Annotated in this window: 12 protein-coding genes; 5 read left to right on the forward strand and 7 right to left on the reverse strand. The window is 68.4% G+C overall.

Translation table 11 applies throughout. The annotated features are described in order from the left end of the window. Positions 1-28: 28 nt before the first annotated feature. The gene (locus ACIP5T_RS17015; protein ID WP_400866046.1) at positions 29-2,101 is read right to left on the reverse strand and encodes a hypothetical protein; all 2,073 of its coding nucleotides are present in this window, start codon (positions 2,099-2,101) and stop codon (positions 29-31) included. A gap of 127 nt (positions 2,102-2,228) precedes the next feature. On the opposite strand from ACIP5T_RS17015, the gene ACIP5T_RS17020 reads away from it, so the two are divergent. Both ACIP5T_RS17020 and ACIP5T_RS17025 read left to right on the forward strand, forming a co-directional pair. Next, positions 2,229-3,395, forward strand: coding sequence for a glycosyltransferase (locus ACIP5T_RS17020; RefSeq protein WP_400866049.1), 1,167 nt, complete (start codon positions 2,229-2,231; stop codon positions 3,393-3,395). Then, complete coding sequence (locus ACIP5T_RS17025) at positions 3,392-4,357, forward strand: glycosyltransferase family 4 protein (RefSeq protein WP_400866052.1); 966 nt, start codon at positions 3,392-3,394, stop codon at positions 4,355-4,357. The genes ACIP5T_RS17020 and ACIP5T_RS17025 overlap by 4 nt, the downstream gene beginning before the upstream one ends. Here ACIP5T_RS17025 and ACIP5T_RS17030 read toward each other — a convergent pair whose 3' ends face one another. The 5 genes from ACIP5T_RS17030 to ACIP5T_RS17050 form a co-directional block, all read right to left on the reverse strand. Continuing rightward, on the reverse strand, positions 4,358-5,464 hold the full coding sequence (locus tag ACIP5T_RS17030; protein ID WP_400866055.1) for a glycosyltransferase: 1,107 nt from the start codon (positions 5,462-5,464) through the stop codon (positions 4,358-4,360). Next, a complete protein-coding gene (locus ACIP5T_RS17035; RefSeq protein WP_400866058.1) occupies positions 5,461-6,633 on the reverse strand; it encodes a hypothetical protein in 1,173 nt (390 codons plus the stop codon). The genes ACIP5T_RS17030 and ACIP5T_RS17035 overlap by 4 nt, the downstream gene beginning before the upstream one ends. Continuing rightward, positions 6,630-8,306: an ABC transporter ATP-binding protein gene (locus tag ACIP5T_RS17040; protein WP_400866061.1), complete on the reverse strand. Its 1,677-nt coding sequence runs from the start codon at positions 8,304-8,306 to the stop codon at positions 6,630-6,632. Before ACIP5T_RS17040 ends, ACIP5T_RS17035 begins: the two co-directional genes overlap by 4 nt. Then, positions 8,299-9,150, reverse strand: coding sequence for an ABC transporter permease (locus ACIP5T_RS17045; protein WP_053097495.1), 852 nt, complete (start codon positions 9,148-9,150; stop codon positions 8,299-8,301). Before ACIP5T_RS17045 ends, ACIP5T_RS17040 begins: the two co-directional genes overlap by 8 nt. Positions 9,151-9,254: 104 nt before the next feature. Beyond that, entirely contained in the window at positions 9,255-10,421 is a 1,167-nt protein-coding gene (locus tag ACIP5T_RS17050) for a nucleotide sugar dehydrogenase (protein ID WP_400866064.1), read from the reverse strand. A gap of 40 nt (positions 10,422-10,461) precedes the next feature. On the opposite strand from ACIP5T_RS17050, the gene ACIP5T_RS17055 reads away from it, so the two are divergent. Beyond that, positions 10,462-12,795, forward strand: coding sequence for a glycosyltransferase (locus ACIP5T_RS17055; protein WP_400866067.1), 2,334 nt, complete (start codon positions 10,462-10,464; stop codon positions 12,793-12,795). A gap of 16 nt (positions 12,796-12,811) precedes the next feature. Here ACIP5T_RS17055 and ACIP5T_RS17060 read toward each other — a convergent pair whose 3' ends face one another. Next, complete coding sequence (locus tag ACIP5T_RS17060) at positions 12,812-13,861, reverse strand: hypothetical protein (protein WP_400866070.1); 1,050 nt, start codon at positions 13,859-13,861, stop codon at positions 12,812-12,814. Positions 13,862-13,885: 24 nt separating this feature from the next. On the opposite strand from ACIP5T_RS17060, the gene ACIP5T_RS17065 reads away from it, so the two are divergent. Together ACIP5T_RS17065 and ACIP5T_RS17070 are read left to right on the forward strand one after the other, a co-directional pair. Then, positions 13,886-14,926 (forward strand): hypothetical protein, encoded by a 1,041-nt coding sequence (locus ACIP5T_RS17065; protein ID WP_400866072.1) that lies wholly within the window; start codon positions 13,886-13,888, stop codon positions 14,924-14,926. Between the two features lie 15 nt (positions 14,927-14,941). Continuing rightward, complete coding sequence (locus ACIP5T_RS17070) at positions 14,942-17,278, forward strand: glycosyltransferase family 4 protein (protein ID WP_400866075.1); 2,337 nt, start codon at positions 14,942-14,944, stop codon at positions 17,276-17,278. Positions 17,279-17,288: the final 10 nt, after the last annotated feature.

Genomic DNA, 17,288 nt, shown 5'->3' on the forward strand with positions numbered 1-17,288 from the left:
GCGACACCTGAGACCGTCTTCGCCGCGCTCACTCCGCTACCGATGAGATGAAGATCGGAGACGCGCCGAGGGTCAGAGTGACCTCGCCGCCCTCGGGGACGATCGACTGCGTCTGCCCGGACATGTCGGTGACCGTCAGCGGGACATCGGAGGCGAAGGTGCGCTGCACCTCGCCCTGCTTCGCCCACGCGATGCGCGTCTCGTCGCCTTCCGACCCGAACACCTCCACCGTGGTCGTGTCGTCGGATTCGTCCGAGGCGAAGGCCTTGTCGCGCAGCTGTGTGATCATCAGCGCCTGAGCGAAGGCCCCGGGCTTCGGAGCCAGAGCGACGACGTCCGCTCGCGGCGAGTTCTCGTAGAGTCCGAAGTTCGACTCCCCCGCGGCGGGGTCGGCAGCGTCGTTGACGAGGTCGTACCAGAAGTACTTCTCCACGCCGTTTGCAAAGGCAAGGGCCTGGTTGCGCACCATCATCTGGCCCTGCTCGAGCACGGAGACCCCGTCGTAATGCGTGGGGAATCCCATCTCGGTGACCCACACAGGCCGAGTCTCCCCCGCGAACTCCTGCATGTCGGCGTAGGACTGCTGCACCGTGCCGGCGATCAGATCGGCGTCGCGATTGATCCACGACTCGTAGGGGTGGTAGCTCGCCGCGTCGGTCACGGCCATGCCGCCGGCCTGCCAGAACCCGGTGAACCACTCGCTGTCGTAGAGGGCGGTGGAGCCCGTGACTATGGGGAGGTCCGGATACGCCGTGCTGACGTGGTCGCGGACGGCCTGCGCGATCGGCACGTAGCAGGCGGGCGCCGGCCCGCAGGCCGTGTCGTTCTCGCGATGGTTGAACTCGTTCAGGACTTCGAGACCGACGAGATCGAACCGGTCGGCGACGGCCTTCGCATAGGCGCCGTATGCCTGGATCGCCGCCTCGTTGCCCGGCGCCTTCCTGGCACCGTAGAGCCTGTTGCCGTACACGACGAGGCCCAGCAGCTTCACGTCGTTCGCGTGCATGCGCTCGAACTCGCGCACATAGTTCTCGTCCCACACGTACTGGCCGGCGACCTTCTCGTTCCGCTCCCACGAGATGTCGTTGCGCACCTCGGCGAAGCCGATCGCGGCCGCCAGAGATCCGGTGCCGATGAAGGCCTCCTTCTCGACGTGCGCTCCCACGCCGAAGCGCCCGTCCTGGCTCACGGAGAAGCCGTCGGTGTCGATCACTGCGACGTCCGTCTGGATCTGCCGCCCGGAGGAGTCGTTGACGGCGACGGTGTAGTGCCCCTGAGTCACGCCGGTCAACGGCAGGGCCGAGAGAGGGCCTGCGGATCCGAACTCGCCGGTGATCGGCTCACCGCCGGCCGTCGATGTGGCGCTCCACTGCACGGGCCCCTCAGCGAGGGAGACGGCGAGCACCGCGGATTCATCCGTCATGACGAGTGAGTCGTTGACGATGCCCGCCGGAGTCTGCACGGCTTCGAAGGAGCCGTTGGGCACGAGGTTGTCGGTGCCGGCCGCGGTGATCGACACGTCGTCGATCCCGAACCCGCGCACGGCACCGGAGAGCACGACATCCAACGTCGATGCGGCGGGCTGATCGGCCGTCGAGGTGAACGGGAACTCGATCGTCTCCCATTCCGCATCCAGCTCGGGAAGCGTGAAGGTCTGGCCTCCCGCGGTCAGGCGAACACCGGTCTCGGTCTTCTCCTCGGCGAGCACCCGCACCGAGGCGGTGAGCGTGTATTCCGTGTCCGGCGCGAGTGCGACGGGAGCGGTCGCGGCGACGATGTCCGCATCATCAGCCGGGGCATCCACCCGCAGAGACACAGCGCCCTGCGCGGCGTCGCCGACTTCGGGCAGAACCGTGCCGACCACTCGGCGGTCTGCGAGTGTCCATCCGTCGACCGATGCGCGTGCCACATTCGTCACCGGGACCACGGCCGGCGACTCGGTCACGACCGGCTCGGGCGAAGCCTCAGGAGAGGCGTCGGCGCGAGGCTGCGCCTGCTGCCCGGAGATGACCATCGCCGCAGCGGCACCTCCTCCGACAAGGAGCACGGTGACCGCGCTCGCGATGATGATCGTCTTCTTCGTCGCGCGCAGCGCCATCATGCCCTTCCCCCGAATGTTCGGTTTACAACATATCGGGTCGAAGTCGAGACGAAGCTGACAGCCCGCGGCGGCTCGCGCTCCGAGAACTTCCCTAGACTCGACGCATGCGTGCAGAGGCTCCACCGACATGGCGCGCCCGCGTGCCCTCTGGTGCGAGGTCGACGCTGTGAGCGGTGTGCTGGTGCACGAATGGCTCGCTCCGAGAGGCGGCTCCGAGAACGTCTTCGAGGCTCTGAGCGAGGTGTTCCCCGACGCCGCGCGCTATTGCCTGTGGAACGACAGCGAGGGCCGCTTCGTCGTCGACGGCGAGACCTGGCTGGCTCGCACACCGCTGCGCGGACGCAAGGCCGCGGCGGTCGGGCTGATGCCGCTCGCCTGGCGGACTCTCCCCCGCGTCGATGCGGAGTGGATCCTCACGAGCTCGCACCTCTTCGCGCACCACGCGAGATTCGCGGGTGCCGGGCGCAGCGCTCCGAAGCTCGTATACGCACACACCCCGGCACGCTACATCTGGAACCCCGAGCTCGATGTGCGCGGCAACACGTTCGCCGCGAGGGCCGCTGCGACGCTGCTGAAGGGGCTGGATCGCCGGAGGGCCCAGGAGCCCGTCGCGATCGCCGCGAACAGCGTGTTCGTGCAGAAGCGCATCGCCGAGGCATGGCATCGCGAGAGCACGGTGATCCACCCTCCCGTCGATGTGACCGGCTTCCTCCGCGCACCGCAACCGGACGAACGGGATCAGGACGCGCTCGCGCAGTTGCCCGAGACCTTCCTCCTCGGCTTCTCGCGGTTCATCCCATACAAGCGACTGGATCTCGTGATCGAGGCCGGCATCGCCGCCGACATGCCGGTCGTGCTCGCGGGTGCGGGACCGGATGAGGATCGTCTGCGCTCGTTCGCCGAGGAGCGCGCGCCGGGTCGGGTCTTCTTCGTGAGGTCGCCGGGAGCGGAGCTCTACCGCGCGCTGCTGCAGCGCTGCATCGCGCTCGTCTTCCCTGCGGTCGAGGATTTCGGCATCGTCCCGGTCGAGGCCATGGCTGCAGGTCGACCGGTGATCGCCGCACCCGTGGGCGGCACGACCGAGACCATCGTCGAAGGCACCACCGGCGCCTTCGTCGAGAGCTGGACGCGCGACGAGCTGCGCCGAGCCGTCGAGGTGGCCGCCGGTGTCTCACCCGACGCGTGCCGCGCGCAGGCGATGAAGTTCTCCGAAGCGGTGTTCGCGGATCGCATCAGGGAGTGGGTGGCGGAGTCGGTCGACGACGCACGCCCGTCGGAAGCGAGGACCGCATGACCGTTCTCGTGGATGACCGATACCGCGGCGCACACGGCATCGGCCGCTATGCCGCAGAGGTCCTCCCCCGGCTGAGCCTGCCCTGGAAGCCCCTGCACCTCGCTGGCACCCCGTTCTCCGCGGTCGATGCGTTCCGCTCGGTGGGTGCCGCCACCGCTCCCGACGCCCTCGTCTACTCGCCCGGCTATGGCGCGCTCCTGCGCGCTCGAAAGCAGCTGCTCACCCTGCACGATCTCATCCAATTGAGCAGTCCGGGGCTCGGGCGGTGGAAGTTCGCCGCCTACTACTCCGGCCCGGTCAGGAACGTCGTCCGTAGAGCCGGCGTCGTGCTGACGGTCTCCGAGACATCGGCTCGAGCGCTCCGTTCATGGGTGGACGACGACGACGTCGAGATCGTGAACGCGGGCAACGGATGCTCGGATGCGTTCCACCCGCGCGCAGGCACGTCGGAGCGGTCCGACCCCTACGTCCTGTTCGTCGGCAACGGCCGTGCCCACAAGAACCTCGACGTCGTGCTCGACGCCCTGGCCTCGGCGCGCGACGTTCGCCTGGTCGCCGTCGTGCCCGAGCGCGAGATCGCCGACCTCGACGCCAGGGCGGCGCACCGGCGCGTCGACACGAGAGTGCGCTGGGTGAGTGGCGTCGACGACGAGAAGCTGGCGGACCTCTACCGGGGCGCCGCAGCGACGGTGATGCCCTCGACCCTGGAAGGGTTCGGTCTTCCCGCATTGGAGTCGATTCGCTGCGGAACGCCCGTCGTGTACTGGGCCGGGTGCGAATCGGTCGCGGAGATCGTCGAAGATCGCGGTCACGCGGTGACCTCCCCTGACGATGCGCAGGAGTGGGCGAGCGCGCTGACCGAGGCGGTGGCCACCGAGCGACGGGTCGTTCCGCCCGACGGCTATGACTGGAACCGCACCGCGGCGATCATCTCGGACACGATCACCAGACTGCTCGACTGACTACGCTCTGCGTCGCCGGACCGACCGGAGAAACTCCTCCAGCGAATCGGTCTTGTGCTCCCACGAGGCGGAGGACGCGGCCTGTCCACCGGCACGATTCGGTGACGGGTGCCCCAGGGCGCGCTCCAGCGCGGCATCCGCGTCGCTGACGTCGGTGTACACCTCGATGCCGAGATCGGGTGAGGCGCGGATGCCGGGCGTCTCACGCGCCACGACGGCGAGACCTGCCGCGAGATACTCGTAGAGCTTCATCGGGCTTCGACCGGCGTTGAGGGGACTGTCGGACAACGGCAGGAGGCCGACGCGCGCCGTGTGCAGCAACGCCGGAACGTCGGCGTAGGGGACGGGGCCGACGACGTCGACGTTCGACGGCACGGGCCGCGGCGGTCGGCCGTCGGGGCCGGCGACGACGAACTCGACCTCTGGCAGCGCTCGGGCCCAGGCCTCGACGCGCTCCCAATCGAAGCGATCGTCGAGCGCCCCGACGTAGACGCACCGCGCCGGACGGGGACGAGCCTCGGCAGTTGGCTGTGCGAAGCGCGCGACCTCAGCCCCGTTGCCCAGCACGAGCGAGGGGACGTGCAGCGCTCCGAGCCCTCGCAGGACCTCGTCGGAGGTGGCGACGACACCGTCGACCTCGGCGAGTATGCGCCGCTGCAGCGCGTTCTTCAGCCCACCGGGGTACAGATCGGTGGGTCGATAGATCACGCGTTCCGAGAGCGATCGCACGGAGCGGTCCCAGAGCAGTGGCTGATCGATGAGCACGGCGTCGAATCCTGCGGAGATGCCCTCACGCTGCAGCATCCGAGCCACACTGGGGGCTCCGACCGGCGCCGGCAGGATCGTGCGCGGGACGACCTGGAGGACCCCGTCGTCGTCTCGCCGAGCGCGACGCGGCACGCGTGCCAGCTGCTGTCTGTCCACTCGTCCGGTCAGCCGATGCACGAGGGAGATCGGAGAGCTCAGATGCACGACGTCCGCTCCACGCTGGGAGAGCACACGGGCGTAGTGGTGACTGCCGACCCGGAAGGCGCCGAACGGATGGCTGTGCGAGAGGAACAGGATGCGCGCGGGCGAGGCGCCGGCTCGCCCCGTGGCATCGGTCATGCTCGCGCCCTGCGCACGGCGTCACGGATCTCGTGCTGGATGCCCTCGAGAGTCGCCGCCGCGTGACGCACGCGTTCGGAGACCTCCGATGCGCGCTCCGGCGTCGGCAGAAGCGCAGCGAGCATACGAGTCGGATCGCTCGCAGACGAGTCGACGGAGACGCCGTGCAGTCCGATGGCGGCGAAGGCTTCCGTGATCTTCATCGTGGGGCCGGGGACCAGTTCGAGCGGAACCGCCCCGCTCAGAGCGGCGAGCACGAGCACATGCATGCGGTCGCTGATGACGACCTGCGCCGCGTCGTAGCGTTGCCGGAGGCGCTCCTCCTGAGCCAGCGGATCTGTGTCGCCCCAGGCCTCGAACTCACCACCGAGCAGCTGTGCGAGCTCTCGCGCTCGGCTCTCGTCCTCCCGCACCTGGACGACGGTACGGATGGAGAGGCCGGCGCGCTCAGCGGCCTCACGCACCGTAGCGAGCCAGTCTGCATCCGGCAGAGGACGCGCGCCGCGCAGACTCACCAGAAGCTCGGGGCGCTCGCCCCACGGGAGTCCGAGGCGCGAGCCGGCGGAGAATCCGATGTCCGGAGCGAGCCGACCGCATCGCGCGGTCCTCAGCGTCGCCTCGTCGCGCCACAGTGTCACCTGCGAGAGACGAGCTGCCAGGCGATGAATGGCGAGAGCGGGCTGCGACGGCGCTCGGATACCGCGCGGCGGACGGACGACGATCCCTCCCTTGAGACGGACGACGAGAGTCTCGACGAGGAAGACCAGCTCTCGCAGACCGTTGCCTCGGTCGAGCGGGATCTCACCGGCTTCGAACACCAGCACGGGGCGACGAGGGGCGAGAAGCAGCAGCCGGAGCCAGCGCGGCACGGATTTCTTGTTCCGAAGCACGATGGCCTCAGCAGGCAGGCCCAGTTGCCTCAGCCACACATCGGGCGCATCCCCCATGTATGCGACCAGCTCGTCGCTCGTGCCCATCGACCACTCGAGGGTCTCGCGGCGGATCAGCGCGTCACCGATGTTGCCGGCGGGGCCCGTCAGCGACACGAAGGTTCGGGTCGCTCGGTACGCCTTGGACGATCGTGAATCCCGGCGGCGCATGAGGTACATCTCCTCGCTTCCCCGAGGGGAGCTGTTCTCGGATGCGGTGCGGCCGCCCCGCACGCTCACGGGATGGTAGTGCCGGTTCCCGGGTCGAAGACGGGAGGCTCGGTGATCGGCGGCGTCGTGGGCTCGGGCGTCGGCTCCGTGGGCGGCGTGGTCGGCTCAGGCTCGACAGGCACCTCAGGGGCGGGCGGGGCGACCGGCTCGGGTTCGCTCGGCTGCGAGGGCCGCGGGTTGGGCCGGGGCTCCTCGTAGTCGGGTTCTTCGGTCTCGACCGGGAGCACGCGCGTGACCGTTACGGGGGCGCTTACTCTCACGCCATCCTCGTTCTCGGCGGTCACCGTGTAGACGACGGCCTCGGTCGCGCAGGAGAAGGGAACGGCTCGGTCGGTGAGATTCGCCGGCAAGGCTGCAGCGAGTGGGAGCTCGAGCGCATCGACCTGCGTCTCGGCCGCTGCGATCGCGACACTCTTCGCGTCATCGATCTGCCAGCTCAGCAGCACCTGTGCGTCTTCGGCCTCCTCGGAGGCACATTCGACGGTTGCCGTATTCGCGGTGAAGCTCTTGATCACGGGGTCCGCCGCAGGAGTGGACTGCTGAGGCGTCGGTCGCGTGGACGGTTCGGCTCCGGCCGGTGCCGCGACGCTGCTGAGCGTGCCGATGATCGCGCCGGCGGCGACCGCCAGCAGCACGGCGACGCCGGAGAGCACCATCAGCAGTGCGCTGCGCTTCCTCGTGCGCCTTTCGGCCCGACGGTGCCTGTCGCGCCGGGCGAGAGCGCGCGGCTCTCCGGCATCGGACGAGATCGCGGCCGCCACGGGCGCGCCGCTCGTCGACCGAGCACCCTGCGGGTCATCAACGTCACTGGCATCGAAACCGACGGCCACGGGGGCGTTCTTCGTCGAGGGCCTGGGCGCGGAGGCCGCACCCACGGCGCTGGACCCCGGGTTCTTCGTCCAGTCGATGTATTCGGCGATGACGTCGTCGGTGGGGCCGTCGGCGATGAGCTCGCCCTTATGCACCCACAGCACCCGCTCGCAGGTCTCCTTCAGCGAGCTCGTGGAGTGGCTGACGATCATCACGAGACCGGCGCTGGCACGCAGCTCGTTGATGCGCTTCTCGCTCTTGGTCCGGAATCGCCGGTCTCCCACCGCGAGGGCCTCGTCGATGAGGAGGATCGAGTGCGCTTTCGCCGATGCGATCGCGAATCGCAACCGTGCCGCCATGCCGGAGGAGTACGTGCGCATGGGGTGGTAGATGAAGTCGTTGAGCTCGGCGAAGTCGGCGATCTCGTCGACGTGCTCGGCAGCTTCCTCAGGTGTGAAGCCCATCGCCAACAGCCCGAGGCGGATGTTGTTCTCACCCGAGAGCTCGGGTACGAGAGCCGCGTTCACACCGAGGAGCACAGGACGCTCTCGGGCGAAGATGCGCCCGTCCGAAGGCGGAATCAGCCCGGTCATCGCCCGGAAGAGCGTCGACTTGCCAGAGCCGTTGTGTCCGACGACGCCGATCGACTCGCCCTCAGAGGCCGTGAAGCTCACTCCTCGCAGCGCGGGGACGGTCTGAAGGTCTCGTCCCCCTCTGAGCGAGCGCAGGCTGAACATCGATTCGCGGGTGGTCATCCGCTTGCCCGATGCGTAGACGCGATAGTTGATGTGCACATCGTCGGCCACGATCATCGCTCGGGGCGCGTGATCGTCGATGGCCGGCTTCTGGCCGGGGAGAAGAAGATCAGTCACTGAGGCCATACTTCGGTTCGGCTTGCCAGAAGTAGATGATGCCGCCGACGAGCACCACCAGTGCCCAGATCGGAGCAGCGACCCATACGAGCAACGGAGCCGTGTACCCATCGAGCAGCACGTCACGTGCGATGGCGATGAACTCGTAGATGGGGTTGAGGTGCACGATGGTCAGCAGCGTCGGATAGTCGGCGAGCGCTCCGTCGACGTCGAAGAAGATGCCGCTGGCGTAGAACAGCACACGGGTCACGATCGGGATCAGCTGCTGCACATCTCTCGTGCGCACAGAGATCCGAGCGACGATGAGAGCCACCCCGAAGTTGAACACGCCCATGACCGCGAGGACCGGGACGATGAGCAACCACGACCAGGAGATCGGCTCGCCCAGGATGAGCAGAAGGATGCCGAGGAGCAGAACGACGGGAATCATCCGCATCGCCTGCTCGACGATCACCGAGAGCGGGAGCAGGACGCGCGGGAAGCCGAAGCTCTGCACGAGCTTGCTGTTGCTGGTGATCGCCTTCGAGCCGTTGCCGAAGCAGCCTGTGAAGAACTCGAAGACGAAGACGCCGACGATGAGGAACTGCACGAAGTTCTCGGGCCGGGCGGCGCCCGAGAGGATGAAGTGGAAGATCACGCCGTACGTGATCGCGAGCGAGAGCGGTTTGAGGACGATCCAGAGCACACCGAGGCGATTCGGCAACAGACCCGAGATCAGGCGGCTGCCTGCCAGCCGCACTGCGAACGCGCGAAGTCGCCATGACTCTGCCAGATAGCCGCCGAGCCGAGGGCGGGTTCCCACCTCGGTCAGACCGGCAACCGCGGGCGCAGCGATCGCTCCCATTCGGATTCCTCTACCTCTCTCTACCCTGACGCGAGACGTCCAAGAGCCAGGGCGGCATATCGGAACATGCTACCCCAGCGACTATCCGTCGTCTGAGCGCCGGTTCAGTCGCGGCCGTAGATGTCGCGCGTGTAGATCTTATGGGCGACGTCGTCGAGCGCATCGGTCGAGCGATTGGCGATGATGACATCGGCCCTGGACTTGAACTCGTCGAGGTCGCGCACGACCTCCGAGTGGAAGAACTCGTCTTCGTCGAGCGACGGCTCGTACACGACCACTTCGACGCCCTTGGCCTTGATGCGCTTCATGATGCCCTGGATCGACGACGCGCGGAAGTTGTCGGACCCCGACTTCATGACGAGGCGGTAGACACCGACGGTCCGCGGCTCTCGCGCGAGGATGTCCGTGGCGACGAAGTCCTTGCGGGTGCTGTTGGCGTCGACGATCGCCGCGATGAGATTCTGCGGCACCTCGGAGTAGTTCGCCAGCAGCTGCTTGGTGTCTTTCGGCAGGCAGTATCCGCCGTAGCCGAAGGAGGGGTTGTTGTAGTGCGACCCGATGCGCGGGTCGAGTCCGACACCCTCGATGATCTGCTTCGTGTCGAGCCCGTGCACCACCGCGTAGGTGTCGAGCTCGTTGAAGTACGCGACTCGCAACGCCAGGTAGGTGTTGGCGAAGAGCTTGATCGCCTCGGCCTCGGTGGACTCGGTGAGGAGCACCGGCACGTCGGTGGCGATCGCGCCCTCGAGCAGAAGGGCGGCGAAGCGCTCCCCCACGGGGCCTCGGTCGCCGACGACGATGCGCGAGGGATAGAGGTTGTCGTGCAGCGCGCGCCCCTCTCGCAGGAACTCCGGCGAGAACACGATCTTCGACTGCGGATGCTCCGCCTTCATACGCGCGGTGAACCCGACCGGCACGGTCGACTTGATCACGATCGCGGCGTCGGGGTTCACCGCGAGCACGGTGTCGATGACGTTCTCGACCGACGTGGTGTCGAAGTAGTTGGTGACCTCGTCGTAGTTCGTCGGCGTCGCGACGACGACGAAGTCGGCATCCCGGTAGGCCGAGTCGGCATCGACCGTCGCCGTGAGGTCGAGCTCGTGCGTGGCGAGGTAGTCCTCGAGCTCGACATCGGCGATGGGCGAGACTCTGCGGCTGAGCATCTCGACCTTCGCGGGGTCGATGTCGACGGCGAACACCTCATGATGCTGGGCGAGGATGACGGCGTTGGACAGGCCGACATATCCGGTCCCTGCGATGGCGATCTTCATGCCCTCAGGCTATCCCGGCCCACGGATAGACTCGTGCGCGATGACACCGCGCCCTCAGCTCACCATCGTCATGCCGGTCTCGGGTGACGACGCGACTGTCGCGACGGCTCTCGAGAGCGCGCTCGCGCAGAGCCTCGTCGACATCGAGATCGTCTGCGTCGACGACGCGTCGACCGACGGCACCGCCGCCGTGCTCGAGCGATTCCGGCGACGCGACCCGCGCGTGCGGGTCGTGCGCCATGAACGCAATCTCTCGGCGTTCCAGGCGCGCCGCACCGGCGTCCTCGCGGCGAGCGCCGATCGTGTGCTGTTCCTCGACGGCGACGACGAGCTGACGCCGGATGCCGCGGCGATCGCGGTCGCGCAGGCCGAGGCGACGGATGCCGACATCGTCGGTTTCGGCGTCACCGTGGTCGAGCGGGACGGCCGCACCGGCAGTCCCTACGAGGTGCGGCTGCAGCCTCCGCAGCGCCCGTTGACCGGCCACGAGGTGCTGAGCGGGCTCTTCCCGGTCGGCAAGCCGGCTCAGGGCCAGCTCTGGCGATTCCTCTTCCGCACGCGCATTCTGCGCGAGGCCTACTCCCTGGTCCCGGAAGACCTCGCGCTGGCTCGCGTCAACGATCTTCCGCTGCTCTTCCTCGCGGCGGCGCTCGCGACGAGCTACACCGCTGTTCCCGACAAGCTCTACCGCTATCACTTCGGACGCGGCGGCAGCGGGCACCGCGTCGACTCCGTCGAAAGGGCGCGGTTCTACACCGGGGCGATCGACTCGGTCGATGCGATCGGACCGGCCGTCGAGACCCTCTCCGCGTCTCATGCCGACCCTGGCCTCGTCCGCGACACCTACGAGTCGGTGCGGCTGTCGATCATCGGATACGTGTGCTTCCAGCTCGTCGAGCACAGCGACGATGCGGTACTCGACAGCGCCCTCGCGCACCTGCACACCGTCGCCGACGGTCAGGACATCGTGCATGCGGCCGCGCGGTTCTACCCCGGCACGCTCACGGCGCTGAAGTTCCACACCACGTGGCAGGGTCTGCCAGAGCGGCCCGCACGCAGCATCCTGCTCGTCACGTCGACCATACGCACCGGCGGCGTCTCGGCGGTGCTCACCTCGCAGGCGCGCTACCTGCACGAAGCGGGATACCGCGTGACCGTCGTGGCGCGCAACGGCGGGAGCGACGCGAGCGCGCTGCCCACCGGCATCCCGTTCATCGAGCTGGCCTCCCGCACGCTGCCGGCCCAGCTCGCGCAGTGGGCCGAGATCTGCCGAGCGCACGAGGTCGACGTCATCATCGACCACCAGGTGCTCTACATGGACACGTGGCCGGAGTTCGCGCTCGTCGCCCGCGCCGAAGGTGCTGCGACCATCGGCTGGCTGCACAACTTCGTCGCACGGCCGGTGTACGACGGGAACGACCGGCTGACACTCATCGAGCGGTGCAGCCCGACGCTCGCCCAGCTCGTGACGCTGTCGCCGCTCGACGTCGCCTACTTCCGGCTGCGCGGCATCGAGCACGTGGCCTACCTGCCCAATCCGCCGTCGCCGCTGATGCTCGAGTCGGCAGACCGCAGGAGCGCGAAGCCCGCTCCGTCCGACCGGCTGAGACTGGTGTGGTGGGGGCGGCTCGAGCAGCGGACCAAGCAGGTGCGCGAACTCGTCGAGGTGGGCGTCCAGCTGCGTGCTCTGGGGGTGCCGTTCGAGCTCACCATCATCGGCCCCGACTGGGACGACGTCACCGCGAAGAAGCTCAACGCGCTCGCACGGCGGCGAGGAGTCGGCGACGCGGTCGCGGCCGTCGGGCCGCTGCGAGGGGCTGCCCTGGTCGCCGCGATCGACTCGGCGGATGCCTTCATCTCGACGAGCATCATCGAGGGGTACCAGCTCACGATCGCCGAGGCACAGGCTCGAGGCCTGCCGGTGTTCATGTACGAGCTGCCCTGGCTCACGCTCGTGCAGGAGAACCGGGGCGTCGTCGCCGTGCCGCAGGGCGACAGGCGCGGGCTCGCCTCCCGGCTCGCAGAGACGTTCGAGGATCCGGAGCGCTATGTGCAGCTGTCGCTCGCCTCGTCGGATGCTGCGTCACGGTCGCGTGAGCACGACTTCGCACGGCTCTACCGCGAGGTGGTCACCGGTGCGCTCCCGCCGAGGTTCTCACCGCAGCCGACGCTCGACGATGCCAGGCAACTGCTCGGTCTGCTGGTGTTCTTCGCCCAGCGCGCCGAGGGCCGCACCGTCGCATCCGCCGATTCATCGACGTGGGGCACGCGCCTCTGGCAGTCGGCAGCACCGCTCGGGCGCGCGACGCTGCGACGGGTGCCCGGCCTGCAGCCGCTCGCGCACCGCGCGAAGAGATGGCTCGGCGCACGCTGACCTGTGATGTCCGGCGTTACGCCACAGCATCCATCGCCGCGTGGATGCGCGCGGTCAGGCCCGCGATATCGACGCGAGCGGCGTCCACCGCGGGTGCGAGCGTCGGAAGCTGAGTCTCGAATCGACGGGCGAAGTCGTCGAACTGGTCGTACCGACCTACGAGGTCGCCGAGCCCCACCGCCGTCAGCAGGCGGGAGATCTTGTTCGGGTCGCTTCCCGAGCCGATCGGATGAGCGCCTTCAGTCGCGCCGATGATCAGGCCGTGTGCCCGGTCGCTGATGACGGCGAGCGACTGCCGGTACACGGCGCGCACGTATTCGTCGAGCACGTCGTGCCGCATGCTCGAGGGCATCACGTACTCGCCGCCGAGAGCGCGCGCGAGGTGAACGGCTCGTGGCGCGTCACGCGCCACCTGCGCCACGGTGACGATTCGGGTCTGCGTCGCAGCTGCGAACGCGCGGACGGATGCGAGCCACTCCTCCCCCGGCCACGCCCGGTCGAAGCGCATCGTCACCGCGATGAGCGGCCGCCCGGCAGCCGGCGCCCACTCGTCGACAGCCGCTCCCTCCGAGTACGCCCAATCCGGCGCGAAATCACCGAAGCCGGCGCCGTCGCGAGACCCCCGGTCCCGCCACGACATCACCGGGGCCTCGCGCATGACCGGGTCGAAGGCGACACCCTGCAGTTTGTCGACGTTCTTGATGCCGAGGCCGGCGAAGATCACCGTCCCGCCCGCGTCGAGAGCGCGCGCACACTCGGCCGCACGTGTCGGAACGGGAAAGTGGCCGGTACGCGGATTGATCTCACCGGCGTTGAAGGCCAGCACCGGGCGAGCCGTCGCGGCTTCGGCAGCTGACCACTGCGCTCTCGCGCTGTAGATGGTGAGATCGGGCGCAGGTGCGAACCCCGCCATGAAGTCGCTCGTCGCTTCCCCGAGGTGCAGGTGCACATGCCGCCCCGGGCCTCGCAGTGCGGCGAGATACGCCAGCCGCAGGGCAGAGTCGCCGAGGTTGTCGTCCTGCCCGCTGAGATGGGCGAAGACATGCTGAGTCGGTTTCACAATCACTGCACCCCACTATATGGTGGCTCTGTGTTCTCCGTGCCCGTTCCCAGGACCGGGGCAGCGACTGAACAGGGCGCGACCGAGGCTTCCGTTCCGACGGTGCTCGTCACCTCGCGTCCCCCGCGATATCGGGTCGACTACGTCGACCAGCTCATCGGCGACGACTCGGAGGGGCGGGCGCCGAAGGATGTCGTGCTGGAGTTCCGCACCGACCCGTTTCGCGCGCGTGGGGCGGATGTGATCCATCTCACCGACATCTCGAGCGTCCTCGGAGACCGCAGTGCTCGCGACCGCACGAGGCGTGCGAAGCGCTTCGTCCGGCTTCTGCGGCGCCGACGCATCGCACTCGTGCGCACCCTCCGCGGCGAGGAGGCGAACGGCCCAGACTCTCGAGCAGAAGTCATCGTGGACGGCGCCGCGGCCGCGGTGCTCGCTCTGCACCCCACGACTGCGGCGGATGGCCGATCGGCGCAGGTCGTCGCCCACAGCCACATGCGGGACCGGTTCCTCGGCTTTCCTCGGCAGGAGTCCGTGCCAGGGCGCGTGCTGATCACGGCGGTCACCACGCTCCATCCGACATGCCGAGCCGCTCTCACGGTGTTCGGCCTCGCAGACCTTCCCGCGTGGACGCTGCGCGTCGCAGGCAAGGTGCCAGTCGAACACGAGGCAGCGTACATGCGAACCCTCGCGGACCACCCCGACTCGATGTCACTCTGTGACGAACTCCTCTCCGATGCCAGTTGCGTCTCCGAGGTGAGTCAGGCCGAGATCGTGATCGTCGGAGCAGTCGAGGTCTACGAGTCCCAGAGCATCCTCATGCTCGCCCTGTCCCTGGACCGGCCGGTGCTCGTCGAAGACACCGAGCAGACGCGGTCCCTGGCCGAAGAGGTCGGCCCCTCCTGGGTGCGGCGTCACAGCGGCCCGTTGACGGCCGACGAGCTCGAGAAGACGCTCGCTTCGTTCCGAGCGGATCCCCCCACCGGCCGACCCAACCTCGAATCGCGGGCACCCAACCTGATCAGCGCGCAGTATCGCGCCGTGTATCGCGCCGCGGCGGCAGCGCGCTGACCGCCACCTGATCCCATGACGACGCCCTCGACTCCCCTGGTCTCCTTCATCATCGCTGCGGACGCAGACTCGGACGCCGTCGATCGCAGCATCCGCTCCTGTCTCGCGCAGTCGCTCACCCGGATCGAGGTCGTGTGCGTCCGCGCAGGCGGTGCCGGCTCCGGCGCGATGACCCACTTCTCCGACGAACGCGTCGTCATCATCACCGAGCCGTCGGATTCCGCTCACGCGCAGCTGCGTCGGGCCGGCATCGACGCTGCGCGCGCACCGTATGTGCTGGTGCTCGAACCTGGAGACGCAGTGCAGCGTGGCACGGCGATGCGCCTTCACCGCCGCGCAGTGGAGTCGCGTGCGCAGCTCGTCGGGTTCCCCCTCCCGGCGACGAAGGGCGCCCGCGACCGTGTGAAGCGCACCGTTGCGGCCGGCCCCCTCCACGGAGTCGACATCCTGCGCAGCCTCGTTCCGCGAGACACAGTGGCGGAACTGGACATCTCACGTCACCTGTTCGAGACGAGGCTGCTCAGACAGGCATACGCCGCGACCACCCCTGACCACCCGCTCGATGAACGCGCGACCGTGCTGCTCGCCTATGCATCGGCCACATCGTACGCAGCGGTCAGCACGGTCGAGTATCTGCACCGGCCGTCCCGTCGCAACGTCGAGACCGAGCCGGAGCACCGCCTCGATCGAGCGCTGCATCGCATCGCGTCGTTCCAGGCCATCGAGGCGATCATCCGGGAGCAGGCCCGTCACAGCTCCGACCCCGAGCCGCTGCTCGACGGCCACACCGCGGGCTACCTCACTGCCATCGGGGAAGCGCTTGACGCCTTCACCACGCTGCCGCCGGAGATGCGCGCCCACGGGTACGAGGAACTGCGTGCCTGCGTCACCGACCTCGACCTCATCTCGGCCGCCGTGACGTTCGCTCCCGACACCATCCCCGCGCTCGTCGCTCAGGGGGAACGCCTCGAACTCGGTCGCACTCCGGTGCACAGCGTGCTGTTGACGACCAACGTCCTGACCACGGGCGGAGTCTCCGGTGTGCTGCTCGCGCAGGCGCGGATCCTGATCGGAGCCGGATATCGGGTGACGATCGTCACACACCGCGCGGGGAGCGCCGAGTCGCTCGCGCCCGAGGGCGTGACGCTCGTGCAGCTGACCGGCACCAGCCGACGTCAGCGCGTGATGCAGTGGGCGCGGCTCTGCCGCCGCTTCGACGTCGATGTGGTCGTCGATCACCGCGTCCTGTACTCCCGAGATTGGCCGTCGTTCGCACTGGCTGCCCGCGCCGCGGGGGCGGCGACCGTCGGGTGGATGCACAACTTCGCCGGGCGGCCCACCTACAACGGAAACGACCTGCAGACGCTGTTGCACACCCACCTCCGGGCTCTCGCACACCTGGTGGTGCTCTCGCCGCTGGATGTGGCGTTCTGGAAGCTGCGGGGTATCCGTCACGTGAGCTATCTCCCGAACCCACCGTCGCCGTTCCTCCTCGCCGCCGGCGAAGTGCGCGGCCCGAAGTCGGCGCCGCTCGACCGGCGACTGGAGCTCGTCTGGTGGGGCCGACTCGAGGAGCACACCAAGAAGGTCACGCAGCTCGTCGAGGTCGCCGCGGCACTGCAGCGGCTCGGAGTCGACTTCCGCCTGCGGATCGTCGGTCCTGATTGGGCCGATATGAGTGCGGATCGGCTGCTGGCTCTCGCCGAGGCCCGCGGCGTCTCGGAGCGTGTCGAACCCATCGGCCCCCGGCACGGTGCCGATCTTCTCGAAGTGATCGACTCGTCTGATGTCTTCGTCAACACGAGCATCATCGAGGGTTACCCTCTGACGCTGCCTGAGGCGCAGTCGCGCGGTCTTCCGATCGCGATGTACGACCTGCCGTGGCTCTCGCTCATCCAGGGCAACGACGGAGTCATCTCCACCCCCCAGCAGGATCCCGAGGCTCTCGCCGGGGCGATCGCCGACCTCGCCGTGGATCCGGCGCGGTACGAGGCGATGTCCCGCGCCTCGGTGGCAGCTGCTGTCGAGGCGACTTCGCATGATTTCTCCCAGCTCTATCCGCAGCTGCTGCGCGGGGAGCTGGCGCCGGAGCTATCCCCAGAGCCGACGCTCGAGGACGGACGCAAGGTGCTCGAGCTGCTCGTCTTCTTCGCCGAGCGAAGCACGCCGCCCCCGCGTCCCGCACCGTCCCGGTCCACGACGAGGGCAGCCGCGCTCCCCGCTTCATCGCGGCCGGCTCTCGGAATCCGCATCGAACGCGTGCTTACCCCCATCGGCCGTCGCGTCATCGATGCGGCCCCCTGGCTGCGACCGGCGGCGACGAAGGTCACACGCATACTGCGGCGCCGATAACGAGAGATCA

Source organism: Microbacterium sp. NPDC088619 (assembly GCF_044752825.1).
GTDB lineage: Bacteria > Actinomycetota > Actinomycetes > Actinomycetales > Microbacteriaceae > Microbacterium.

What these genes read in the sequence shown, in the direction of transcription:
- ACIP5T_RS17020 (WP_400866049.1), top strand. Translation starts at nt 2,229, where the DNA reads ATGGCGCGCCCGCGTGCCCTCTGGTGCGAGGTCGACGCTGTGAGCGGT.
- ACIP5T_RS17070 (WP_400866075.1), top strand. Translation starts at nt 14,942, where the DNA reads ATGACGACGCCCTCGACTCCCCTGGTCTCCTTCATCATCGCTGCGGAC.
- ACIP5T_RS17050 (WP_400866064.1), bottom strand. Translation starts at nt 10,421, where the DNA reads ATGAAGATCGCCATCGCAGGGACCGGATATGTCGGCCTGTCCAACGCC.
- ACIP5T_RS17055 (WP_400866067.1), top strand. Translation starts at nt 10,462, where the DNA reads ATGACACCGCGCCCTCAGCTCACCATCGTCATGCCGGTCTCGGGTGAC.
- ACIP5T_RS17045 (WP_053097495.1), bottom strand. Translation starts at nt 9,150, where the DNA reads ATGGGAGCGATCGCTGCGCCCGCGGTTGCCGGTCTGACCGAGGTGGGA.
- ACIP5T_RS17015 (WP_400866046.1), bottom strand. Translation starts at nt 2,101, where the DNA reads ATGATGGCGCTGCGCGCGACGAAGAAGACGATCATCATCGCGAGCGCG.
- ACIP5T_RS17030 (WP_400866055.1), bottom strand. Translation starts at nt 5,464, where the DNA reads ATGACCGATGCCACGGGGCGAGCCGGCGCCTCGCCCGCGCGCATCCTG.
- ACIP5T_RS17025 (WP_400866052.1), top strand. Translation starts at nt 3,392, where the DNA reads ATGACCGTTCTCGTGGATGACCGATACCGCGGCGCACACGGCATCGGC.